Here is a 24610-nt window from a genome sequence, read left to right as displayed (position 1 = left end):
CGCGGCCGATGTAAATCCCTTTTTCTCAAGGTCGGGCAACGCATGCAGCCGCGGGTGAAGGGTTAATTTTATGGACACCGCAAGCGCCAAATGGTAAAGGTAACAAAGGGTTGATTCAGACCTTCTCCTTTTTCCAACAGTGGACGGAATGCGCAGGGATGCTTGATTTTTTAAAATTTCAACCCAGACTGCCCGGGCTCAAGGACTTCCCCATGGAGTCCTATTCCACCGATTTCTCCCTGGATCGACTGGTTCTGGGGGTGGACAATATCCGCTGCGATGTCCGCATGAGTCCTTCGTTCTGCAATGCCACGGCCAAACTGGCCGCCCTTCTCATCGAGCGCGAAACCGGAATCTGGACCACTTCTGAAAAAAAACGGCTGAATGTTCTGGCCAGGGAGCAGGAGGGCTACCGTCAACTCTACGGGCAGATCATGAGCGATGCGGTTAACAAAGCCAGAGCAGCCAAAGAGATGCAGGTCGATTTTCTGGCCCAGATAGCCATCCTTTCCATGGTTCACGACGAAATCCGCAAGCAGTACGACATTCTGATCGGCCATTGTAAAACCGCTATCCGCCGGTCGGATTTGGCCCGCCATGAGGATCACAAGGCGGCGCTCAAGCTTAAGGAAAATCTGGCCCATGTCCTTCAGAGCCGTGAAACGGTGCAGCAGAAAGTGGGGCTGGAACTTTGCGGGTATTTCAGGGAGATCCGGGAGACCGACATCCGGGAGATGCGCGAAGCCGTGTTCGGCCAGGATCTGCCATTTCTCTTCGATCTGCTCACCAATCCTATCGTTCACATGGATAATCCGTTCAACGACCACTTCATGATTGAAGAGTACGACCTCTGCCTGGGTCGCCGGGTCGAGGATCCGGACCGCTACGAAATGATGCTCAGTCTTCTGCGGAGCATTTTCGGTTTCCTTGACATGGAGGAAACCGCTGCGATCAGCTGGACTTTGGACCGGCGACGCCGGGAGATATCGGCGGCTGAATTGCCGGGCGATGACGAAGCCAAAAAATTTCAGCTGCGACGTCTGGATCAATGGATCAAGCGTCCGGAAAACATCGACCTGTTGTTGGATCGGGACCTGGCCAAAAAACAATACAAAGCCTTGAAAAGGGCCAAGGCGGACAAGGAGACCCGACGATCCCACCGGTTACGGATGAAAAACCAGCGACTGCTGATGGGCTATTTTTTCCGGCAGTTCTCCCGAACCGGTCTCATGGAACGGATTACGGCTTCATATGAAATGCAGTCTCTTTATCGCGACTACTGCCCGCCCCTTGTTCCCCAGCAGGTTCTGCAGTTTCTGATCAACCCCAAGAGCCGGAGGCAGGTGAGAAACCGGCTCAAGCGTCTGAAACAGCTTTACGACAAGTCGTTTCGCATGTGGCCCCTCAACCGCAAGGTGGTTGAGATGGAACGGATGGGCAGCCGACGGAAAAAGGAATACCTGGTCCGGTTCCTCCGGGCCTTCTGCCGGTACCACCGCGATTTCTGCTGCTTCAATATTTATCGTGATGCGGCGGAGCGGATCAATCTGGTGACTGACAAAAAAATTCTGGCACTCTCCAAGGCCAACCATACCCTGTATGAATTTTTGTTGCCCCATGAGCAGGAGTTGGGCGAAAAACCCATCATGAACCATACCATCATCAAGGCCGATCTGCGCGGGTCCACGGATATCACCCACCAGATGAACGAACGCGGGCTTAACCCGGCCTCCTACTTCAGCCTCAATTTTTTTGACCCCATTACCGAGATCCTGTCGGAGTATGACGCGCACAAGGTTTTCATCGAAGGCGATGCCATCATCCTCTCCATTTTCGAGCGGGAGGATACGCCCAGCGGCTGGTACGGCGTGGCCCGATCCTGCGGCATGGCCATCAATGTGCTGATGATCATCAACCGCTACAACAAGAAGAGCCAGGAGTACCAGCTGCCGATTCTGGAACTGGGCATCGGCATCTGCCACCGGGCAGACGCGCCCACCTTTCTTTTCGATGAGGACAACCGCATCATGATATCCCCCGCCATCAACCTGGCGGACCGCCTTTCCGGATGCCACAAATCGGTGCGGCGCATCATTCGGAAAAACATCAGCCCCTTCAATCTTTTTGTTTTCCAAGGGGCTTCGGATGCGGAAATGCAAAAGACGGCCGATGATCTTCTGCTGCGATATAACGTCAACGGCATTGAGTTGAACGAGGCCGGATTCCGCAAACTGGCCCAGGAGATCGACCTGAAACAGTTTTACGGCGACATTCCCGATCTTCAGCTGAAAAAGGTTCGCCTGTATACGGGCAAGTTTCCTACCAAATCCGGCCGATACCAACGACTGGTGCTGCGCGAAGCGGACGTGCCGGCGGTCAATCCCAAGGACCTCAGCCAGTTGCACTTCACCCACCGCAAATATTATGAAGTGTGCACCAGCCCTACCCTATACAAAGCCACCAAACATCTGCTATAGCGCCGCATGATGCGACATGAATCGCAGAAGCCCCGGATGCCTGACAACGGAATCCAGTTTGCGGTTACCCGAAGGCGGGGTCATCGACATGAAAAGGGTTTCAGGCATTGCCATCCGCACCGCAGTTCAAGCTGGAAAGCCCGGGCGGCAGACATCCTACACCCGACAGGCAATAACATCCTGCCGCCTGGAGCCAGACGAAACCATCAGCGGGGTTGCGACGTCGGGGTCGGACCGGACGACTCGGCATCGTTTAGACGCTATTGGAAAAAAAAGAGCGTCCGCGCCGATTTCGGTGGCCGATGCAGTCAGCCAGCAAGGGTCCTTTTGATCGCCAGGCCGATTTTTTCAAGGGTGTAGGGTTTTTTCAGGTATTCGTTGACGCCCAGCCGCTGCAATGATTTGACCCGTTCGGTTTCCGAAAAGCCACTGGCAATTACTGCCTTCTGCCCGGGGTTGAATTCCGCAATCCGACGATAGGTTTCTAGGCCGTCGATGCCCGGATCCATGATCATGTCAAGGACCAAGAGATCCACCGAGTGGTTCTTGAGATAATCCACGGCCTCTTCCCCGCCGGAAACAGTGACAACGGTGTACCCCAGTCGGTTCAGAATGTCGGACACAATCTTCCGTTGTTCCGGCATATCGTCCACCACCAGAATATCTTGCCCGTTGCCCATTAGGGTGTCTACAGAAGATTTGTCCGTTCGCTCAGGCAAATGATCCCGGGTAACCGGGAAGTAAAGCGTTACCGTGGTTCCTTCCCCTTCGAGGCTCCTCAAATCGATGTAGCCTTTGTGGTCCTTGACCGTGCCCCACACTACGGCCATGCCCAGCCCGGTGCCGCTCCTGCCCATGACTTTTTTGGTATAAAAGGGCTCGAAGATCTGTTCGATGTCTTTGGGTGAAATTCCAACGCCGGTGTCCGACACCGTCAGGGTGGCGTATTCCCCTTCAATGACTTCATCATACCCTTTTATGAACCGATCGACATACCGGTTTTCTGTGGAGATGATTACCTTTCCGCCTTCCGGCATGGATTCAGCGGCGTTGGAAACCAGGTTCATGATCGTTTTGGACAGGTGGATCGGGGATCCGGAGACATTGAGCAGGTCGTCGGAAAGTCGGGTCTCGACGGTTACCCGGGGATGAAAGGATACGAGTCTGGCGAATTCGGGGCTTTCCAGATATTCGGTTACGATCCGGTTGAAATCGACAGCTACCATGGTGGCCACGCCGCGTCGCGCCAGGGTCAACAAATCCTGAACGATGGCCGCCGCCCGTTCTCCAGATTTCTGGATCGTTAAAATGGGTCCTTTCAGTGGGCTGTCGTCGGGAAGATCCATGAGCAGCAGTTCCGGATAACTCACGATGCCGGACAGAATGTTGTTCAGGTCATGGGCGACCCCGCCGGCCAGGGTGCCGATGGCCTCCATTTTTTTCGACCGCTGCAGTTTCTCGGCCATTTTGCGCTTCTCTTGCTGGGCCATTTTGCGGTCCGTAATGTCTTTGACGGTCCCGATGGTCACCACCCGGTTCTGGTAGTTGATTGTGCCTACGTGGATGCTGGCGGCTAAGCGGGTCTGCCCATCTTTGTGCAGCAGGCGACATTCATAATTCCGCTTTACGTCTTCGCCGGCCTGGCGCCGGCGATAGCGGTCGACAACCATTTGAACATCTTCCGGGGCAATGACCCTGCTGAAATCCATGCCGATCAACTCCGCGACGGGATAGCCGGTCATGCGCGCCATGGCCTCATTGACAAACAGTAATCGGTTTTTCTCGATGAGGATCACACCGTCCTGAATGTTGTCGATGAGCGTGCGGTACTTTTCTTCCGATTCCTTGAGGACTTCCTGCGCCCGCGCCTGTCGCGTAATGTCCGTATAAGTTACGAAGTGCCTGCCGTTTTCCATGACGACCGTACCAAAGCTGATGGTCTTTTTCAGTCCGTTTTTGCAGCATACATCCAGCGTGATCGGATGGACTTTGCCGATTCTGGCGGTTGCTCCCCGGTAGGTTTCCCATCTGGCAATCGCCTTCTCCCGGTAAGCCTTGTCCGGGTAAGCTTTTTTAAACCAAGTGGGTTTGTCCGGAATGTCTGCGACGGTGTAACCGAACATTTCCGTGAAGGTCGGGTTGATGAAGGCGAAAGTCAGATCGGGTTTCATGATGGTAATGCCGAGGGGTGCATTTTCCGCAAAGGTGCGAAAGCGCTCCTCACTTACCTGCAGATCCCGGGTCACCTGCCGGCGATGGTCAATCTCTTCCTTTACGCTGGCGATCATCCGGTTGGTGACGGCCTTGAAAGACTCCAGAAGCTCGATCTCCGATTCTCCCTGGACCCGGGCATCCAGGTTCCCGGTGCCGACCCGGTGCAGGACATCGAAATGTTCGGCCAGGCCCATGGCGAATTCATGGGTCATGTCGACCATCTCGCCCATTTGCTCGGCGGTCCGGTTGACCAGTTGCTTGAGTTTGGCGATCAGCTCGAGACTGGACGATTCATTGAGCCGAACCAACGGATCTCCGGCCGCTATCTTTTTCAAAGCTTCGAAGACCTCGGAAAGACCGATGGCCATCTCCATGCTGACTGACTCCAGTTCCCGGTCCCGTGCTTGGAGTGCATCGCGGGTTTCGATGAACTGGCGTGCCAGCATGGTGCAGGATGCCTCCATGGCGTCCTGGTTCATGTTTTTCTTGAATACCGGGCACTTGAGGCACAGATCCACCTTGGTCAAAAAATTATCCTGTCCGGCATCCCGGCACTGGGTGTGATCAATCAGCCAGCAGTTCCTGTTTTCCGAATCATACGCCGGGCAATCCACTTTCGTGCAGTCAAAAAAATTGTTGCATTTGATATTGTCGCTCATGGGTCATGTTCTCGTTTTCACGGTGGCGAAGGGCGGCGGCGATCACTCGGCAGGGATGAAGCCGGTTTGCTCGCTTGAATGCCATAGCAATGGAAGTCACCTGTTTGCATTCATTCGAAAAGAATCTGGATTCGCTTCCTGCCGGCTCCCTCATCCCGGATGGAGAGGAAGGTTTTCTGCAGCCGCTGGCACCACACCCGCACGTCCCGTTCAAACGTCGGGCAGTCGCCAATCACTTCAAGAATGTCGCCGGGATTCATATCGGGTGCTTTGACGGCGATTTTCAGTACCGGTTGCGGACATTTCATCCCCACCATATCTAGAATCTCAACAGCCATTGTCAATACTCCTTGCAGGCCCCTGGCCGAGGGGATGGCAACCGGTCAGTTCGGGGCCGAATGTTGATGCACCGCTTCCATGTCGTCGATTTCCGTGTTCCGGAAATCAGCCTCAATGGGTGGCACAGGCCAGACAGGGATCATAGGCCCGGTAGGCCATCTCCACCCCATTCAATAGTTTATCGGTTACTCGACCGTTTTTGATAAGCGCCCGAGCCGCTTTTTCCACGGAGAGGCAAATGGCACCGGCATTGTTCTGGGTGGCCACCAGCAGGTTGAGCCGCTTGACGATGGCGCGGACATCGGTCTGATAGTGGTGAATCAGGGTTCCCCGGGGGGCCTCGCAGACCCCGATACCCGTCGATGGTGATCGGACGGGCAGATCCCTCACGTGGGGGTGGGTGAGATCAGGGCTTGCGGCCAGTTCCACCATCCGTTCCGCGGCGTACAGGACCTCGATCAGGCGCGCCCAATGATAGAGCAGGGTATTGTGGGCCGGTTTCCCGCCGACGGCGGCGTACAGGCGCTCATATTCCCGCTGGGCCAGGGGGGTGGCCATGCCGCTGGCGGCATTGAGCCGCGCCAGGGGACCCACCCGGTACAGTCCGCTGTCCAACCCATCCAGGTATCCCTTCCACCCCACCTTTTTAAGATAGAGCATTTTCATATAGCTGCCTGGGGCGACCCGTTCTTCCAGGTGGTTGAGGTAGTCATCGGCGGGAAAGTGGGCGAAGGTTCCCCCTTGAGGATCGACGATCCGGATTCGACCGTCATAAAAATTGACCCGGCCATCCGTGTCCACGAGTCCCATGTAGTAGGTTTGCAGGGAGAAGATGCTGCTGCGGGCCATATCCCTGAAACGCTTGCGTTTCAATACCTTGTCATGGAACATCACCAGCAGTTGACGGGCAAGCGCCAGTGCTTCCGCCGTGGTCGCGGCAATCGTTTCGCGGGCTTGCCGGGGAACCGCTCGGGATACCCCGCCGGGAAGCCCGCAGACCGGATACAGAGCGCTGCCGCTCACCATGGCGTTGAGGTCCCGGACTTTTTTGCGTACGCGGATGGCCTGCCTGCCCAGGGCGTCTCCCACCGTCTCGAGGGCACCGAATACGTTGCGTTTCAAGTGGTGAACCTGGCCGTCGACCAGGATGTCGGGGCCGCCGAGATAGAACAGGTGCAGCAGGTGATCCTCGAAGACAAATGCCGTGTGCATCAGTTCGCGGATCGCCCGGGCCGCCGGGGGGGGCGACACGTCGAACAGGTCGTCCAGCGCCTTGACGGCGGCAATGTGGTGGGCCGTGGGGCAGACCCCGCAGATTTTCTGGGTCAATGCCGGCATCTCCTCGGCGGCGCGTCCCTCGCAGAACTTTTCAAAGCCTTTGAAATCCGGCACCTGGAAAAATGCCCGGGCCACATTGCCGGAATCGTCCAGCCGTATGTCGATGCGGCCGTGGCCCTCCAGCCGGGTCACCGGATCGATGAGGATACGGCGGCTCATGGGGTCCACCCTTTTCCAAGAACCGACGCGGCCAGCGAATAGCGGTAGAACAGGCCGGTGGGATCGGGGATGCTTTCAATCAGCTGCGTCAGCACCGGCTCATCCGTTCCCGCCATCATCGCGGCGATCATGGCGACCGCTCCGGCGCCGAAATCATCCATCCGCTCCGTGGGGCCGAAGCATCCCCGGCAGGGCATGTTGGCGCCGATGCAGCGGGCATTGCAGCCACCCCGCGTCACCGGTCCCAGGCAGATGAGGCCCTGGGGTAAAAAACAGACATCCGGATCCCAACGGGTTTCGTGGAGCCGTTTGAAACGGGTGATCTCCATCTTTTCCGGCCGGGTTTCCCGCCGGGGGCATTGATGGCAAAGCGCCTTGCGGTCGGCGTAGACCGTGCCTTTCGACGGCGGGCGACCGTCGATGACATCCCATATCGCCCGTTCCATGGTTTCGGGAGGCGGCGGGCACCCCGGAATGACGGCGTCCACCGGCACCACCTGATCGAGGGCCTTGACCGCCGGCAGTAATTCAGGCAGGGCCAGTTCGTCCTCCCCCTCGCCGGGCATCGGCCCCGACCGGCGATCCGCCATGCTGGGCACCTGCCGGAACGCGGATTCCAGAAGCTGCCCTGGGGTGGACAGGTTGGCCAGGCCGATTACCCCTCCCAGGTGGGCGCAGGTTCCGTGGGCAATGATCCGCTTTGATTTTTTACGCAGCAGCCGCACCATGCGGACATGGTCATCCAGACGGATGGCGCCGTTGATGAACGTGGCATCGATGGCCCCGTCATCGAACGCTTCAACGTCCCGATAGCGGACATCCAGGGCTACGGGCCAGAAGACGATGTCCGCCTTGTCAGCCACGGTCAGCAGTTCTTCGGCAAGGTCGATGACCGACTCTTCACAGCCGCCGCACCCCGCACACCAATACAGGGCTATTTTCGGTTTGTCCCCCATTCAACGTTCCTCCCGGAAATGGCCGGAGGGTAAAGGCCCCAGGGCAGTGATCCTTTTTACCATGTCCCTCACCACCTGGGCATAACGGTGACCCTGCCCGGCGGAAACCCAATCCAGCTGCAGCCGCTGCGGATCGACTGGCGTGGGGTTGAGTACCGAGCGGAGCAGAACGATGCGTTTCAGGGCGTGAAGGTTACCTTCCTTATAATGGCAATCCCCCGGCTGACAGCCAAGTACGATCACACCGTCGGCCCCGGCTTCAAAAGCTTTGAGAACCATACCGGGGCTGACCTGGCCGCTGCACATGACACGGACCTCGCGTACATGCGGTGGAATGTCCAGCCGGGCACGGCCGGCCGCGTCTGCCCCGTCATAGGCGCACCAGTTGCAAAGCAGGGCGACGATCTTGGGTTCAAAGAGGGTCATGGGGCGTCAATTCCCGCCGGGTTTCAGCAGACCGGCGATCTCCGCGTAAACGGCTTCACGGGAATAATGGCGAATGCTGATGGCTCCGCCGGGGCAGGCGGCGGCGCAGATTCCGCAGCCTCGGCACAAGGTGGCCTCAACCGTCATACAGGGGCCGCCGGTTTCATCCCGGTCGAGGGCCTCAAAGGGACAGAGGTTTTCACAGGTTCGGCACCCGGAGCAGAGATCCGGGTCGACCCGGGCAACGATCGGTTCCAGCGCCATTTTTTCTCCGGGAATCAGGTGCTGCAGAATCCTGCCTGCGGCCGCCTGTCCCTGGGCCACGGATGCGGGAATGTCTTTGGGGGCCTGGCTGCAGCCGGCCAGATAGACCCCCGCGCGGGTCGCGGTCACCGGATCGATCACGGGGTGCGCCTCCTTGAAAAAACCGTCGTCGTCAAGCTCGATGTCAAGGATCCGGGCCATCTGCGCCGCGTCTCCGGGGGGTTCCATGGCCGTGGCCAGCACAACCAAGTGGACCTTGACGCGGTGGACTGTCCCCGATGCGCCGGTGTATTGAACGATCACGCTGCCGTTTTCAGCGCTGATGTGAATGGCATCCGGGCGGGCGAGCCGGTGCAGGTTGACGCCGGCCATGTCACGGACCTGCTCAAAAAAGCGTTGGGCGGTTTTGCCGGGAAGACAGAGATCGGCGAAAAAATGATGAACGGCGGTATCAGGCAGTTGTTTTTTGACCTGTTGGCCATGCTTGAAGGCGGACAGGCAGCAGACACCGGAGCAGAAACGGTTGAACCGGTCGGTCCGGGAACCGACGCAGTGCACAAAGGCCACCGCTTCCGGCGCCCGACTGTCGGCAGTCTCTATTTTTCCACCGGTCGGTCCGGCGGTATTGACCAGCCGTTCAAAGGCGAAGGCGGTGATGACATTGTCCACCGTTCGAAAACCGTAGCGGGTGCTGCGACCGGGATCGAACCCCTGGAAGCCGGTGGCCGCCACCACTGCGCCTACCACCAGCTCCCGGGTCGTATCGGCCGCCCCATAGTCGACCGCGTCGAACGGACAGGCGGTTTTGCAGGCACTGCACGTTCCATCCTTGAACCGGAGGCAGTGGTTTTTATCGATTACCGCCACGTGGGGGAGTGCCCCGGGATAGGGAATATAGACGGCGGTGCGGGTGTCCATCCGGGCATTGAATTCATTAGGCACGGTGACCGGACAGACATCGAGGCAGGCCGCGCAGCCGATGCACCGGTCAGGATCGACATATCGGGCCGGCTGCTTCACCGCCACGGTAAAGTTGCCCGGGGTACCGCGCACCGACGTCACCTCGGTGAGGGTGAGCACCTCGATCCGGTCATCGTGCAGAACGTCGTCCAGAAGGGGCTCGATCAGGCAGGCGGCACAGTTGAAATCCGGGTACAGGTCTTCATACATGGCCGCCATCCCGCCAATGCACGGGGACCGATCCACCAGAAAAACCCGTCGGCCATTCTGGCTGAGCGTACGGGCTGCGCCGATGCCGGCCACACCGGCCCCGATTACGAGAACGTCGGGGCAGCAATCGATCTCTCCGATGGTAATGGGGGCGTGATGACGCACCCGATGGACCGCTCCACGGATCAGGCTTTCGGCCTTGCGGGTCGCCTGCGTGCGGTCATGGATCACCCACGCGCACTGCTCACGGATGTTGACGGTCTGCAGCATGAAGGAATTGAGGCCGGCACTGGAAAGAATGCTCCGAAAGGTCTGTTCGTGTTCCCGGGGAGAGCAGCCGGCAAATACCACGTGGGTCATGTTGTGCAATCGAATGGTCCTGGCGGCCTGATCCCGCCCCGCGGGCGAACAAAGCAGCCCCATTGTTTCGCACAACACCACCGCGTCCAGTTGACCGGCCGAGCGAACCAGGGCCGGGATGTCTACGGCATCCTTGATATTCGGTCCGCACTCGCAGATGAACACGCCAATCCGATCCGTCACCCGATTCCCTCCGCCAATAGGGATATGGTCCGAACCACAATTCGAGACGTCAGCAAACGGGTTTTCGACTGGCCGCCGGTTGCGTCAATGGATTCAGGATCCGAGTTGTTTGCTCAACGCCTTGCCATAATCCTGGCAGGCCTTCATCCCCTCGCCGCCCTCGACCATGGCTTCGGTGAGGTTCAAGGGCCCCAGGTTAATCATATCCATCTTGAAAACGTGCTGCATGGTGTCGAAGATCATGGGTGCACTTTCGCCGCTATGGGTGTGGGAACCGAAAGCGCCGCCGATTTTACCCGTCAGGTTGGCCTTTTCCGCCTTGAACAGGAACTGTTTCATCCCGGCGGTCATGTCCTTATGATAGGTGGGGCAGCCGAACACATACCCATCATATCCCATGATGCCCTTCTCATTTTCAATGGTGGCGATCTTCTTGACATCCACTTCCTGTCCGCCGATTCGCAACCCTTCGGCGATATAATTGGCCATGGCTTCGGTCTTTCCCGTTCGGCTGACATAGGCGATCAGTACTTTTTTCATGGAGCCTCCTTGGGTTGATGGATTGTTGACGGGGTCGATTGATGCACGATCCCGGTCATATGGGCTTTGCCGCAGGGATAATCAGGATGTCGATCCGGCGATTGATGGCCCGACCCGCCGACGTGGCATTGGAGGCCAGGGGGCGCTCGGAACCATAGCCAACTGCCGAAACGCTGTCCGGGGGCAGGGTCTGGTTGGCGATCATGTACTCGCGGACGGCCTCGGCCCGTTGCTGGGAAAGCAGTATGTTCACCTCATCTGAACCGGTGGTGTCCGTATGTCCCTCAACGATCACCCGCGGGTCATCAAAGGTGCGGATGGCTTTTTGGACCTTGCTTAGCAGGGCGTAGTTTTCCGGCATGATGATGCTCTTGCCCACGGGAAACCGCATGGCCTTGAGCCGGATCACCAGCTGGTTTTCCTGCTTGTAGACCTCGGCCTCATCTCTTTCGAAATAATCCTGGACAGTCACGTAGAGTTGGTTGAACTTCCTTTCCGCGGCCAGGCGCTGTTCGATGGCCATGCGTTCCCTGGCCATGCGTTCCTTGGCCATCTGGTCTTCCCGGGTTTTGCCTTCCAGGGTGGCCACGCGCACATTGAGGGCGTCGATCTGGGCCTGGTAGTCAGCCTTGAGCGTTTCCATCTCCGCCTGCAGGGCTTGATTTTTTTCTGACATGAAGGTGCGGTCGCTTTTCAGTGAATTTACCGAACCGATGATATTGTCCAGTTGGGTCTGGTATTCCTGGTCGCGCATGTCCTGGGCACCGAGCGCGGCTGATATCGTGTGCAGGTGGTTTTCCATCAGCAGGACGATCGCCTCCGGTTTCATGGTTTTGATCCGGTTGCTCTGTTCGGTGACCACCACCAGCCGGTTGGCCTTGAACAGCGCTTCCCGCGCCATGGCGTGCATCTCTTCCTTGGCATAGGGATTTGCCGAGATGAACGCGTCGGTGGCATTGAGCTGCTCCACGGCCTGGCCGTAGGAGAGGGGCGCGATCTTCCGGGCATCGGCAGCTTCGGCCCGGGCGATGAGTGCACGGACCTCGCCGATGGTCGCCTCTTTGATGGCGCGAACTTCCAATTCCCGGTAGCGTTCGATCACTTTGGTCCGGTTATTCTGGGCATAACTGAGATTGTCCTTTTCGATGGCCCGGGTCAGGTCCAGAAAATCGTTTTCCACCCGACGGTATTCACTTTCGAACTTGGTAGCCCCGGCACTGCGGGCCATTTCACGCGCCTTGAGGGTATCGGTCAGGGCCATTCGCGAAATTTTGGCGATTTCTTCGGCCTGCCGGAGGTGCGCGCGTGATTCCATGACGGCCTTGCGGATATCGGCAATCTCATTGCCCTTTTCAAGGTCCTTCTGGGCGCTGAAAAAGGCGCTTTCCGCTTTTTTGAACCCATCGGGTGCCAGAACGTTAATCTGGGCCATGCGTGCTTCGGAAATATCGCTGCTGAGATGGTTTACCAGTTCAACCGGGTTTTCCATCACGGCCTTGTTCTGACCGGCGGCAGCCGAGGACCCGGCTGTCCGGGATTGAACGCACCCGGTCATGGCAACGCCAACAATGAAAACGGCCGCCCACAGGGATATCCGTCCATGATCGTTCATCTTTTTCCTCCATTTCCCAATTTGAATGTCGATATGGTGGCCGCTGTCGATGCCTTCCACGGATCAAACCTATCGGAAAAAACAAGTTCTCGTCAATCAATAACTATGCGCATTGGGCGAATCGATGCAATAGCGCTTGCTATTTCCCAATCGGTGCCATACAGTCGGACTACTTTTGCCGCCGGGGATCGAGAACCCTGCCGTTCCCGTGTGCACAATGGAAACAGCAACAAAAGGAAACCTTTTATGGATGATGCAGGCCCTGGCAGTTGTAGCACCGCCAATCAAAAGATGAATGACCCCCAAAACCGCTTTTGGTTTATCCGATCCCAGGAAAGTGACGCCTTTCTGCTGACGCTTCGTCCTCTCCGTTAGTTTTCAGGCGCCTTACGTCTCGCCGGTCGGATACCGGTTTCAAGACTATAAGGAGGCGCCCCATGATTCACGCCCTCAATATTGCCCACTTGGCGAATTCTGCCGTTGCAGCCCTGCCCGGTGCAGAGATCGATGCACTGAGAAACCTGCATCCCTCGGATATTGCCGAAACCCTTGAAGAAAGCGGCTGTTCGCCGTCTCAGATCGTCGAGGTTCTGGTCCAGATCGGCAACCACACCGCCAGCGATGCCTTCGGTCAGCTAAACATCGAATCCCAGCAGGCCTGTCTGGAAGCATCCAATGCCCAGACCATGCTGCGGTTCGTGGAGAACATGGAGCCCGATGACCGGGTGGATCTGCTCAAGGCCGTGGATGATGACGTTCGCGAAGCCATCATGCCCTTGATCGCCCAGGCCGAACGAAACGATATCCGCAAGCTCTGGAAATACGAGGAAGGAACCGCCGGTGCGGTGATGACCACCGAATATGCCGTTTTGCCCCAGGGCATCATGGTGGCCAACGCCCTGGAGCAGATGCGGCTGCAGGCGCCCAACAAGGAAACCATCTATACCATCCACATCACGGATGACCAGCGTCATCTGCTGGGCATCGTTTCGCTGCGGGACCTGATCATGTCCAAGCCCCGGACGACCCTGGAAGCCATCATGGAAACCCGGGTGATCAGCGTTCCCCACGACATGGCGGAGGAAGAGGTGGCGGCGATCATCGCCAAGTATGACCTGTTGGCCGTGCCGGTGGTGGACCGTGAAAACCGCCTGCTGGGAATCATCACCGTCGACGATGTGATCGATATTATGGAGGCGGAAAACACCGAAGACTTCCAGCGCATTTCGGCGATGGTGCCTTTCGAGGAGGAGTATTTCAAGCGGCCCCTGCCACGGCTTTTCTGGAGCCGGTTTCTCTGGCTGGCCGTGCTGCTGTTCACCTCGCTGGTCTCCACCACGATCATGGAGATGAACAGCGCCGTGATCCACCAGATGGTGGCCCTGGCCTTTTTCATCCCTTTGGTCACCGGCACCTGCGGCAATGCAGGCACCCAGTCGGCCACCATGGTGGTGCGCGCCCTGGCCCTGGGGGAGATCGGCCCCGGCGATGTGTTCCGGGTCTTTCGCCGCGAACTGTTCATGGGGGTGGCCCTGGGCGGTTCCCTGGGCCTAATGGCCTACTTCCGGGTTTTTTTGCAGGATCACAGCATGATTCTGGGGTGGACCGTGGGCGTGGCCCTGCTGGCCACCCTGCTCACTGCCAATCTTACCGGCGCCCTGATGCCGCTGCTGCTCAAAAAACTCAATCTGGACCCGGCACTGACTGCCGGCCCCTTTATCGCCACGGTGATCGATGCCGTCGGCATTACGCTTTATTTTCAGATCGCCATCTTTCTGATGCGCGTCATCAAGTAGGAAGACAGCGGTTTCCCGGCGTTGCCTTTCGTCTCAAAACAGGTATGATAAGATGCATAAAAACACCCTGCCCGCTGAGTGGTTGGCCCTGGACCTCCCATTCAGCGGATCAGGCCAACTATTTTGCTAATCCCGGATGGGTTGATGATCACCGAAAAAACAGCGATCAGGGTTCAGTATTTTCTCTATTTCGGAGCGATGGGTGTCTTCCTGCCCTACTTCAACCTCTACTGCCTCCATATCGGTTTCAGCGGATTCCAGATCGGCAGCCTGAGTGCCGTCCGCTCGATCGTACTGATTCTCTTTTCGATTCTCTGGGGCCTTCTGGCAGACCGAAAGGACCTGCGTCGTCCCATCTTCATCCTGTGCAGTTTTGCCAGCACGGCCCTGTGGGCGCTTTTTCTTTTCACCACCGATTTTCGGTTCATGCTGGTCATCACCATTGTCTACGGTGCTTTTTACGCCCCCATTATTTCCTTTCTCGAAGCCTTTGCCATGGATGTCCTGGGCAAGACAAAAAGTCGCTATGGCCGCACCCGGGCTTGGGGATCTGTCGCATTTATCGCCGTGGTGCTTATTCTGGGCAAGCTGATCGACCGGTATTCCGTAGGCATCGTCGTCGCATTGGTGCTGGCCATCTCAACCGCCCAGGCCATGGCTGCCACCGCCATGCCCCGCATCCGTTCGCAGCGGCAGGCGCAACCCCATGATGCCGTGCGGTTGTTATCGGGTCACACCCTGGTTTTTCTGCTGTGTGCCTTTCTCATGCTGGTGAGCCATGGGGCCTACTATGGTTTTTTCTCCATCCATCTGACCCAGCTGGGGCATGGAGGCAGTTTTATCGGCGTCTGCTGGGCCCTGGCATCTACCGCGGAAGTGGTGGTGATGATCAACTCCCCCCGGCTGTTTGCCCGCTTTTCCTTCAAACGGGTGCTGGCCGTATCTTTTGCGGCGGCGGCGATGCGATGGGGCCTTCTGTATGTTGCCCAGTCGGCGGTGGTGATTCTGGCCAGTCAGCTTCTCCATGCGGTCACCTACGGCGCCTTTCACATGGCCGGCATCCTGTACATGGATCAACTGGCTCCGGCATCGGAAAAAACACTGGGCCAGGCCTTGAACAATGCCGTCACCTATGGGCTTGGACTCACCGTGGGTTTTTTTGTCAGCGGCGCCCTCTATGAATCCGGCAACACCGCTTCCCTGTTCCTGTTCAGTGCCGCTGTGGCGCTTGCGGGAGGATTGCTGTTCACCGGATTTCACTGGGTTGCATCCTTCGGAAAATCCGAAACCTCGCCCTGAGCCGACCCCGTCACCGGCAAGGGGGGCGCGATTAGGGGCAAGATCGAAAACGATAACGAAAAGGAGTCATCATGAAAACGCACGTCGTCATCGTCCTGTCCTGTGGTACCGACAACCCCAACCGGTCCACCCGGGCGATCCACTTGGCCACCATCGCCCACAAGGAGGGCAAGCAAACGACCCTGTTTCTGCTTGACGAAGGGGTTTACATCGCCAAGCAAGGGCTTGCGGATCATCTGCGCGCGGCGACGGGGGATGTGGCCGATGACCTCATCGCCTATCTTCAGGCGCACGAGGTGCCGATTTTGGTCTGTACTCCCTGTGCCAAAGCCCGGCGAATCGAGGAGAAGGATCTTATCGAAGGCGCCCGAATGGCCACGGCTGCCGAATTGATCCATCTTTCCTGTGAGGCGGCGATCATCAGCCTGTAGGTTGCTGTTTGATGGTTCTGCCTGTATCTGGCAGCTGCATCGCCAGGCATCCTCCGGGTAAGATATTGCTTTGTAACGAAATGGCAGGAGGGGGCTCATAATTACAGACCCCGGTCCGTCGGGGCTGGAACCAGAAACCGAGTTGATCGAAAGGAGCCGTGACGCGTATGACCATGAGAAAAATTACCTCCCTGACCGCCACCCTGTCGTTTGTTTTGATGGTGACGACCAGCATCATCCTGTATCTCGTCCCCCCGGGGCGCGTGGCCTACTGGGCGGATTGGCGTATGTGGGGCCTGACCAAGACTCAGTGGGGCGACATTCACATCAATGTTGGGCTGCTTTTCCTGCTGGCCCTGGGTCTGCATATCTATTACAACTGGAAGCCACTCATGGCCTATCTTAAAGACCGGACCCGGCAGATGAAAGTTTTCACGGCCGCATTTAATGTGGCACTGACGGTTTGTGTGCTGACGGTTGCCGGCACCCTTTTTGCCGTGCCCCCTTTTTCCTGGGTGCTGGATTTCAATACGGCGCTCAAGGACGCCGGGGCGGAAAAATACGGCGAGCCGCCATACGGCCACGCGGAACTCTCATCTTTGAACAGCTTTGCCAAAAAAATGGATATCGATGCCGCCGCGGCGCGTCAGCGCCTGGAAGCTGCAGGTTTTCAGGTGACGGGGGGTGACCAGACCCTCCAGGCCATGGCCGCCATCAACGGAACCACCCCCAAAGTCCTCTATGCGGTCATGCAGGGGGGGCCCGAATCGACACCCCGAAAAAAGGGGCTGCCCGACACCGCTCCGCCGGGTACCGGCCGGTTGACCCTGGCGGAGATTTGCGACACTTACGGCCTGGACAGCCAGACCCTCATTGCGTCCCTGGAAACGAAAAACATCAGGGCTACGGTAACCGATTCGTTGCGTGATATTGCCGACCGGCATGGCATGGGGCCGACGGACCTGTATGCGACCATTAAATCTGTGGCGAGTCCAATGCAGTAGAGGAGGCTGTCAGCCATGCCCACTGCCGAGTGCCGGTGCAACGCATGCAACCACCGTTTTACCCATCTGACCTTCAAAGGCGATGACACCCCGCCCCTCTGCCCTCGGTGCAAGGGAAGGGATATTCAGATGAAAGCCAACCCGGAGGGATTCATGGTCGGCTCCGGATTGGGTTCGCGCATCGTCGGCGTTCCCAAAGGACCGTCTTGAGCGGGATGAGAAAAGTCGGCGGTCTGTCGACCTGGTTTCAACACGCGGTTTTCTGCATTATGACATCCCGTGGGATGTTCAGCCTCAGGCGGTTCGGGTGATGAGCCAGACCCCGATGCAGATGGTGACGATTCCTGCCCATCGGATCAGATCCACCGGCTCGCCGAAGAAACTCTTTCCGGCCAAGGCGGCCACAATGTATCCAACGCTCAGCATGGGATAGGCGTAGCTCACATCCACCCTGGACAGCACCATCAGCCATACGACGACACTGACTCCGTAACAGCCCAGACCCATCAGGACATAGGGATTGAGTCCGACCTTGATGCCGATGGGAATGATATTTTCCAGAGAGAAGGCAAATGTCCCGATGGTCCGCATGCCCTGTTTCAAAACGATCTGGGCGAACGCGTTCAGCAGGACACCGGTCAGAATCAGCGGCAGATATTTGTTCATGGGGTATCACCTCGATGGTTTTCAATATTGTGCGAACACATAGCCGCCCGGTCCGCTGGTATCTTCAAAAATCGGCGGCGGCAGTCTGTCTTTCCAGTTGCGATAGTGTTTCGACTTCCCGACCAGAACCACCCGGCCGGGCGCATGTCCGTGGATCAGACGGATGAATGTCGCTTCATCCAGCAGACGGTGGCTACCGTCCGGGTAGCCGAAGCCGTAGGCCAGTTCCCCGGCCGCCCCCAGCTGAAACACATCGCTGCGTTTGTAAAACCAGCAGACCGCCCGCAAGGGGTCTTCCAGAGAGACCAGCACCGTCTCCGGCAGAACCCGGGCGGCGTTTCTCAGCAGAAGCGCGCCGGGCGCCTTGTGTTCGATGGTGTCATCGGGCAGGACCAACTGAATGGTGGTTAAAAAAAGAGCCGCTCCCAGGGAAACGAGAAGCAGCTTGCTCCCAAACATCGCTTTTTTCAGCGATATCCCCAGGCAGAAAATGAATCCGGCGAGTCCCGATGTCGCCGCCAGGGTTTTCCACGAATGAAGATAGGGAACGAATCCGCCGACACCGGTGGCCTGAATGACGATAAGACCCAGTAAAATGCCCGAAAAAATGACGACCAGGGCGATCAGGCCGCCTTGAACGGCCTTGCCTGTCGCTTTGCCGACACCGGCGGTGAGTCCCTCGGTTAAAAGAATGGCGAAAGGCGGAAAGCAGGGCAGAATATAGGTCAGCAGCTTGCCGCTGGCAGCCGAAAAGAAAAGAAAGGGAAACACGAACCAGCACAGGGCATAGCGGAAAAGCGGCGTTCGTGCCCGTGAGCGATCCATGCCCAGCACCGAGGCAGGAATCAACGGGCTCCAGGGAAGGGCAGCCACGGGGAAGGCCAGAAAATAAGTCCAGAACGTGGCTTTGTGCTGGGCGTCTTCGGCCATGAAACGTTTGATGTGTTCCTGCCAGAAAAAATAGTTCCAGTAGTCGGGTTCCTTCAGGTGAACGGCGACGGCCCAGGGCAGGGATACGAGCACGGCGGCGGCAATGGGAATGGCGGCCATTCGAAACAGGTCTTTCCAGCGACCGGCCCAGAACATATAGGGCACGATGGCCACCACCGGTACGGCAAAAGCCAGAAACCCCTTGGTCAGAAAAGCCATGCCGCACAGCATGCCGAACAGCGCCAGCAGACCTTTTTCTTTCCAACTTCTCCGGGGAGCGTCGCAGGCGAAGAAAAAGGCGGTCATGGCCATGGTGAGAAACATGGTCAGCATGCCGTCAAGGACGCTGAACACCCCGGTACCCACCACTAAAAAACAGGTGAGAAAGATCGGGGGGGCCAATATGCTGCCGGTTCGCCGCATGAGCAGCCATACCATCAGGGCGGACAATCCGGCGGCGACTGCCGACGGAAAGCGAACGGCAAAGGGATTTTCCCCGAAGGCCAGCATGGAAAGTCCATTGAGCCAGTATCCCATGACCGGCTTTTCAAAATAGCGCAGTCCGTTCAGCCGCGGGACGATCCAGTCTCCCGTGGCGATCATCTCCCTGGATATCTCGCCGTAGCGGACTTCGTCGGGAACGACCATGGGCCTGAATCCCAACGGCAGCAAGTAAACCAGAATGAAACCCAACAGGAGAAGGACCGGTATCTTTCTGCTGGTAGAATCAGTCATCGAGGCACCTCGACCTGGCAGGAAAGCCAGCCCTCCCGTCCGTCGATCGCCCCCTTCGTCATGAACCCGGTCGCGATCGGTTCGGCTTCCAGCAGGGCGCTCAGGGGCACAAAGGAGATATTCCGGGCACGGGCCGTGGTGACGAATCGGTCGAATAAATCCTGGCAGATGCCGCCCTCCACTTCGGCGTGGATGGTCAGGACATTGAGGCGGTCCGGCCGAATCAGCGAGAGGAGGTGGTCGTTGAAGTTTTCCGCCGAGATTCCGTGGTGCCCGATGGCTTCATCGTAAGTGGGCAGGGTGACGGGGACCTGGGGCTGGGTCAGGGTCCGGCCTTCCACCACGGGGTAAAAGAGGCATCGACCGCGGCAGTCGCTATTGTAGACAAAGGGCAGCCGGCTCTTTTCTTCCAGAACCGTTGGCGTACATTTCCAGGCCGGTACCGCCGAACACACCGGCGGTTTGCCGGTGATTTCCCCGAGCCGGTCATATCCCCGTCGGAGGGTCTCCCGGATGGCATCGGCATCCATGGCGTCGATGTGAGCCTGCCAGCCGTGGTGGTCCCAGGCGTGAAGGCCGATTTCATGGCCGTCATCATATGCCGATCGGATCATCGCCGCGCCCTTGACGCCGATGTCCGGCCCGGGCCAGAAGGTCCCCCGCAGCAGGATGTCCCAGCCGTAAAGGCTGGCGGCCTGCGTCCGCATCATTTTGACCAGAAAAGCGGGCCGTACCAGACGCCAGATATGCCGGCCCATGTTGTCCGGGCCCACGGAAAAAAAGAGGGAAGCCCGGATGCCGTGCCTGCGGAACAACCGGCACAGAGCGGGAACGCCCTGCCGGGTTCCATTGAGCGTATCCACGTCCACGCGAAGTCCGACGATCATGGCTGCTGACCGGGTCCTTTACCTGAAACGGCGAAAAACGCTTTTCCCCGCATGCTGAGGTTGCCGAGCGCCATCAGTCACCCACCGCTTCCCTGAGAAAGAAATCCAGGGTCTCTTCCACGGACTGCGCCAGGGGAATCGTCGGGTTCCACTTCAAGGTCCGCTGGGCATTTTTAATGCTCGGCTTGCGGTGCTGGACATCCTCGTAACCCGACCCGTAATAAGCCCGGCTCTCCACCTTGCGGATGCCGGCAAAGGGAGGGAAGTGATCCCGCAGGGGATGTTTTTCGAACCGATCGATCAACTGCAGTGCCAATGACTCGATGGAGGCTTCATTGTCCGGGTTGCCGATATTGAAGATCCGGCTGTCGCAGCAATTGCCGGGGTTTTCGATGATCCGGAACAGGCACTCGACGCCGTCCTTGACGTCGGTAAAACAGCGCTTCTGCTGGCCGCCGTCCACGAGCTTGATCGGCGTTCCTTCGGCCAGGTTGAGGATCAGCTGGGTGATGGCCCGGGAACTGCCGATCCTGGCCGATTCCAGGCTGTCCAGCCGGGGGCCGATCCAGTTGAAGGGTCTGAACAGGGTGAACTGAAGCCCCTGGGTGGCGCCATAGGCCCAGATGACCCGGTCCAGCAGCTGTTTGCTGCACGAATAGATCCAGCGCTGCTTGCGAATGGGTCCCAGCACCAGTCGGGAGTGGTCCTCGTCGAACCGGTCATCCCGGCACATGCCGTACACTTCCGAGGTGGAGGGAAAGAGAATCCGTTTGCCGTACTTGGCGCAGTAGCGCACCACCCGCAGGTTCTCTTCGAAGTCCAGTTCGAACACCCGCAGGGGGTTCCTGACATATTCGATGGGGGTGGCGATGGCCACCAGGGGCAGGACGATATCGCATTTGCGCACATGGTACTCGATCCACTCCCGGTGAATGGAAATGTCCCCTTCGGAAAAATAAAAATCGGGGTGATCCAGGAGGCGCTTCAGGGACCCGGCAGCCAGGTCCATGCCGTGGACCTCGTATCGGCCGCTTTCCAGCAGGCGTTCGCTGAGATGGTTGCCGATGAACCCGTTGACCCCCAGGATCAGAACGCTTTTTTTACGAGCCTTTTGAATCCGGATTTCCGGCAGTGTGCCGAATCGCATGCCTTCCACCAGGCCCAGCTCCTCGGCCAGTTGAGGACCGCTTTGGGTTACACCGCCGTCGCCCTGGCCGGTAAGCACCTCCACCGCGCCTTCCCCGCAGGCGATGACGAAGGGGGATATGGAAAGCACCGTTCCCGGAACTCTTTTTCCGCCCTCGGCGCTGCGGACAGACCAGAACAGGCATTTGCGGTTGCCGATGTGGCTGAACGCGCCGGGGTAGGGCCGGGTGACTGCCCGGACCAGGTTTATGACCATGGATGCCGGTCGGGCCCAGTCGATTTCGCCGTCCTTGGGCGTGCGCCCACCGAAATAGGTGGCCAAGGACTTTTCCTGAGGCATACGCGGCGCGGTGCCCGCAACGATTTGCGGCAGCAGGTCGTCCAGCAGGGCAGCGGCGGCCTCGGCGGCTTTCTGGTGGAGGGTCGGGGCTGTGTCGTCTGAGGAGATGGGGAGCCGCCGCTGTCCCACGATGTCGCCGTCATCGGGTCTGGGGGTCATGTGGTGCAGGGTTACCCCAGTCTCGGTTTCGCCGTTGACCAGGACCCAGTTGATGGGGCAGCGGCCCCTGTATCGCGGCAGCAGCGAGCCGTGCAGGTTCAGGCAGCCGGACGGCGGGATCTCCAGAATCGGGGCCTTGACCATGTTCCGATAGTAAAAGGAGAACAGGATATCCGGCGCCAGGGCTCGGATCTTTTCCACCCACAGGGGATGGTTGATATTGTCCGGGGCGAACACGGGGATACCCTGTCCCGATGCCATTTCCGCCACCGAGTCGAACCACACCGATTCGTTCGGATCGTCTTTGTGGGTGAATACCGCCGCAATCTCGATGCCCTGCTTGAGCAGGGCATCGATGCCCACGCAGCCGATGTTGTGATAGGCCAGTACAACCGCTTTCATCGCGTTTTCTCCTCGCATTGATTTTTGCAGACCACCCGCTGGACAAAATAGCGCGGTCTGGCGCGAACGTCGTTGTAGACCCGTCCGAGATATTCACCCAGAAGACCCATGCCCACAAACTGGGCGCCAACGAAAATGAACAGGATGGCAAAAAGGGTAAATACACCCTGGGCCGCCCACTGGGCGCCGAACAGCAGCCGCATCAGCAGCAGAAAGACGCCGAAACCGATGCCCAGGGCCGACACGACGGCGCCGGCGATGCTCAGCAGCCGCAGGGGGTAGGTGGTCATGGAGGTGACCAGGTCGAACATGAGACTGATCAGTCGGGAAAAGCTGTATTTGGAGTCCCCTTTTTTTCGGGCGTCATGACCCACTTCGATCTCGGTGGTCTTGCGGGCAAAGCTGTTGCCCAGCACCGGGATGAAGGTGCTGCGCTCGTGGCACATCAGCATGGCCCGAACGATGTGGCCGCGATAAGCCCGCAGCATGCATCCGTAATCGTGCATCATCACGCCGGTGGCTTTCTGGACGGCCCGGTTGATCAGGGCCGAGGCGGTTCGGCGAAAAACGGTGTCCTGCCGGTTGGCCCGCACGGTGCCCACGACGTCGTAACCCCGGTCCATGGCCTCGGCCAGCCGCGGGATCTCCTCGGGCGGGTTCTGCAGGTCGGCATCCAGGGTGATGACGATCTCGCCCCGCACCTGCTCGAAGCCCGCCATGATAGCGGCGTGCTGGCCGTAATTGCGATTCAAAAAGACGGCCACGATCGCTTCCGGGTGGGCGGCGGCGGCTTCGTCCAGCATGTCGGCCGAGCGATCGCTGCTGCCGTCGTCCACCAGGACAATTTCAAAAGGCCGCCGGGCCTGGCGGCAGGCGTCCAGGCACCGGCGGATCAGTTCTTCCAGGTTGGCCTCCTCGTTGAAAACCGGAATGACCACGGAAATCATGTTCGACTGGTTCATTTGGACAGTACCGCCTTGATGGCATCGACCACATCGTCCACGTCTTCCGGCGTCATGTCCGGAAAGAGGGGCAGCGAGCAGATGCGTTGCGAGTTCCATTCCGTATGGGGAAGCGTTCCCACAATGTCCGGGAACGTTTCCCGGTAGTACTTTTGAAGGTGTGCAGCCCGGAAATGCAGTCCGGTACCGATGTTGCGGGTTTTGAGTTCGGCCATGAACCGGTCCCGGTTCATTCCGGCTTTATTCTCATCCACGCGGACGATGAACAGATGCCAGGCGTGTTTCAGGGGATAATCGGGGATGGCTAATGGCAGAAGCTCTTCCATATTCTTAAACTTATCCCGATAATACCCGGCCAGCACCGCCCGCCGGTTGTTCATTTCCTTCAGGCGGTCCAGCTGGCAGAGGCCCAGAACCGCCAGGATATCCGGCAGATTGTATTTGAAGCCGGGTTCGACCACCTGGGCCTGGGGGGATCGGCCCTGGGTCTGGCGGTCGTAAGCATCTACTCCCAGGCCGTGGAACTTCAGGCGGCGGATGCGTTCCTCGAAATCCGGGTTGTCAGAGCAGACCATGCCCCCCTCGCCTGTGGTGATGTTCTTGATAGGGTGGAAGGAAAAAATGGATGTGCCCAGTCGACCGACGCGCATGCCCTTGTATTCCGTGCCGATGGCGTGGGCCGCATCCTCAATCAGGGCGATGTTGTTGTGCCGGGCAGCCAACAGACGGATGGGGGCCATGTCCACCGGCGCACCGGCAAAATGGACGGGGATGATCAGCCGGGTGCGGTCCGTAATCTTCGATTCTACGGTGTCGGCGGTAACCATCAGAGTGTCGCGGTCCACATCGGCAAATACGGGTGTGGCGCCGGCCAGAACGATGAGGTTCACTGTCGATACCCAGGTCATGGATGGCGTGATGACCTCATCGCCGGGGCCAATACCCAGGGCTTTTAAAGCGATGTGCATGCCTGCCGTGGCTGACGATACGCACACAGCGGTCTGGCAGCCCGTGGTTTCACGGAACCGGGCTTCCAGTTCGGCGTTCTTGGAGCCGGTGGTGATCCAGCCGGATCTCAGCACTTCCGCCACGGCCTCGATATCGGCCTCTAAAATGGAAGGGCGTGAAAAGGGAAGAAAATCTTTTCTCATGAGAT

The 24610-nt window shown here is 58.4% G+C and carries 22 protein-coding genes; 8 read left to right on the top strand and 14 right to left on the bottom strand.

What is annotated here, in order from left to right:
* Positions 1-158 precede the first annotated feature (158 nt).
* Entirely contained in the window at positions 159-2477 is a 2319-nt protein-coding gene (locus tag ACHZBS_RS09865; protein ID WP_319406327.1) for a hypothetical protein, read from the top strand.
* 16 nt (positions 2478-2493) lie between these two features.
* On the top strand, positions 2494-2808 hold the full coding sequence (locus ACHZBS_RS09860; protein WP_319406326.1) for a hypothetical protein: 315 nt from the start codon (positions 2494-2496) through the stop codon (positions 2806-2808).
* On the opposite strand, the gene ACHZBS_RS09855 is transcribed toward ACHZBS_RS09860, so the two are convergent.
* From ACHZBS_RS09855 to ACHZBS_RS09820, 8 genes are all read right to left on the bottom strand, one after another.
* Positions 2786-5350: a PAS domain S-box protein gene (locus ACHZBS_RS09855; RefSeq protein WP_319406325.1), complete on the bottom strand. Its 2565-nt coding sequence runs from the start codon at positions 5348-5350 to the stop codon at positions 2786-2788. The genes ACHZBS_RS09860 and ACHZBS_RS09855 overlap by 23 nt on opposite strands.
* Before the next feature lie 110 nt (positions 5351-5460).
* A complete protein-coding gene (locus tag ACHZBS_RS09850) occupies positions 5461-5688 on the bottom strand; it encodes a sulfurtransferase TusA family protein (protein WP_319406324.1) in 228 nt (75 codons plus the stop codon).
* Between the two features lie 112 nt (positions 5689-5800).
* Positions 5801-7186 carry a Ni/Fe hydrogenase subunit alpha gene (locus tag ACHZBS_RS09845; protein WP_319406323.1) on the bottom strand — a complete coding sequence of 462 codons (1386 nt, stop codon included), beginning with the start codon at positions 7184-7186 and terminating at the stop codon, positions 5801-5803.
* Positions 7183-8142, bottom strand: coding sequence for a hypothetical protein (locus tag ACHZBS_RS09840; RefSeq protein ID WP_319406322.1), 960 nt, complete (start codon positions 8140-8142; stop codon positions 7183-7185). Before ACHZBS_RS09840 ends, ACHZBS_RS09845 begins: the two co-directional genes overlap by 4 nt.
* On the bottom strand, positions 8143-8568 hold the full coding sequence (locus ACHZBS_RS09835; protein ID WP_319406321.1) for a hydrogenase iron-sulfur subunit: 426 nt from the start codon (positions 8566-8568) through the stop codon (positions 8143-8145). It abuts the gene before it with no gap.
* 6 nt (positions 8569-8574) lie between these two features.
* Positions 8575-10545: a CoB--CoM heterodisulfide reductase iron-sulfur subunit A family protein gene (locus ACHZBS_RS09830; protein WP_319406320.1), complete on the bottom strand. Its 1971-nt coding sequence runs from the start codon at positions 10543-10545 to the stop codon at positions 8575-8577.
* A 93-nt stretch (positions 10546-10638) separates the two neighbouring features.
* On the bottom strand, positions 10639-11085 hold the full coding sequence (locus tag ACHZBS_RS09825; protein ID WP_319406319.1) for a flavodoxin domain-containing protein: 447 nt from the start codon (positions 11083-11085) through the stop codon (positions 10639-10641).
* Positions 11086-11140: 55 nt separating this feature from the next.
* A complete protein-coding gene (locus ACHZBS_RS09820) occupies positions 11141-12697 on the bottom strand; it encodes an OmpA family protein (RefSeq protein ID WP_319406318.1) in 1557 nt (518 codons plus the stop codon).
* Between ACHZBS_RS09820 and ACHZBS_RS09815 the strand changes: the two genes are divergently transcribed.
* From ACHZBS_RS09815 to ACHZBS_RS09790, 6 genes are all read left to right on the top strand, one after another.
* Positions 12686-13072 carry a hypothetical protein gene (locus ACHZBS_RS09815; protein ID WP_319406317.1) on the top strand — a complete coding sequence of 129 codons (387 nt, stop codon included), beginning with the start codon at positions 12686-12688 and terminating at the stop codon, positions 13070-13072. The two genes, ACHZBS_RS09820 and ACHZBS_RS09815, sit on opposite strands and share 12 nt — an antisense overlap.
* A gap of 62 nt (positions 13073-13134) precedes the next feature.
* Positions 13135-14493 carry a magnesium transporter gene (gene mgtE / locus ACHZBS_RS09810; protein WP_319406316.1) on the top strand — a complete coding sequence of 453 codons (1359 nt, stop codon included), beginning with the start codon at positions 13135-13137 and terminating at the stop codon, positions 14491-14493.
* Positions 14494-14637: 144 nt separating this feature from the next.
* Positions 14638-15792, top strand: coding sequence for an MFS transporter (locus ACHZBS_RS09805; RefSeq protein ID WP_319406315.1), 1155 nt, complete (start codon positions 14638-14640; stop codon positions 15790-15792).
* Positions 15793-15863: 71 nt separating this feature from the next.
* Complete coding sequence (locus ACHZBS_RS09800; RefSeq protein ID WP_319406314.1) at positions 15864-16223, top strand: DsrE family protein; 360 nt, start codon at positions 15864-15866, stop codon at positions 16221-16223.
* A 167-nt stretch (positions 16224-16390) separates the two neighbouring features.
* A complete protein-coding gene (locus tag ACHZBS_RS09795; protein WP_319406313.1) occupies positions 16391-17227 on the top strand; it encodes a DUF4405 domain-containing protein in 837 nt (278 codons plus the stop codon).
* A gap of 15 nt (positions 17228-17242) precedes the next feature.
* Entirely contained in the window at positions 17243-17437 is a 195-nt protein-coding gene (locus tag ACHZBS_RS09790; protein WP_319406312.1) for an FmdB family zinc ribbon protein, read from the top strand.
* An 84-nt stretch (positions 17438-17521) separates the two neighbouring features.
* Here ACHZBS_RS09790 and ACHZBS_RS09785 read toward each other — a convergent pair whose 3' ends face one another.
* The 6 genes from ACHZBS_RS09785 to ACHZBS_RS09760 form a co-directional block, all read right to left on the bottom strand.
* Positions 17522-17893, bottom strand: a complete 372-nt coding sequence (locus ACHZBS_RS09785; protein ID WP_319406311.1) for an EamA family transporter — start codon at positions 17891-17893, stop codon at positions 17522-17524.
* Positions 17894-17914: 21 nt separating this feature from the next.
* On the bottom strand, positions 17915-19558 hold the full coding sequence (locus ACHZBS_RS09780) for a phospholipid carrier-dependent glycosyltransferase (RefSeq protein ID WP_319406310.1): 1644 nt from the start codon (positions 19556-19558) through the stop codon (positions 17915-17917).
* Entirely contained in the window at positions 19555-20445 is an 891-nt protein-coding gene (arnD, locus tag ACHZBS_RS09775) for a 4-deoxy-4-formamido-L-arabinose-phosphoundecaprenol deformylase (RefSeq protein ID WP_319406309.1), read from the bottom strand. Before arnD ends, ACHZBS_RS09780 begins: the two co-directional genes overlap by 4 nt.
* A 73-nt stretch (positions 20446-20518) precedes the next feature.
* Positions 20519-22492, bottom strand: coding sequence for a bifunctional UDP-4-amino-4-deoxy-L-arabinose formyltransferase/UDP-glucuronic acid oxidase ArnA (arnA, locus tag ACHZBS_RS09770; protein ID WP_319406308.1), 1974 nt, complete (start codon positions 22490-22492; stop codon positions 20519-20521).
* Complete coding sequence (locus ACHZBS_RS09765) at positions 22489-23454, bottom strand: glycosyltransferase (protein WP_319406307.1); 966 nt, start codon at positions 23452-23454, stop codon at positions 22489-22491. The genes arnA and ACHZBS_RS09765 overlap by 4 nt, the downstream gene beginning before the upstream one ends.
* A complete protein-coding gene (locus tag ACHZBS_RS09760) occupies positions 23451-24605 on the bottom strand; it encodes an aminotransferase class I/II-fold pyridoxal phosphate-dependent enzyme (protein ID WP_319406306.1) in 1155 nt (384 codons plus the stop codon). Before ACHZBS_RS09760 ends, ACHZBS_RS09765 begins: the two co-directional genes overlap by 4 nt.
* Positions 24606-24610: the final 5 nt, after the last annotated feature.

The sequence above is a fragment of the uncultured Desulfosarcina sp. genome (assembly GCF_963664155.2).
Lineage (GTDB): Bacteria > Desulfobacterota > Desulfobacteria > Desulfobacterales > Desulfosarcinaceae > Desulfosarcina.
This window is presented reverse-complemented; position numbering and strand designations above follow the sequence as displayed.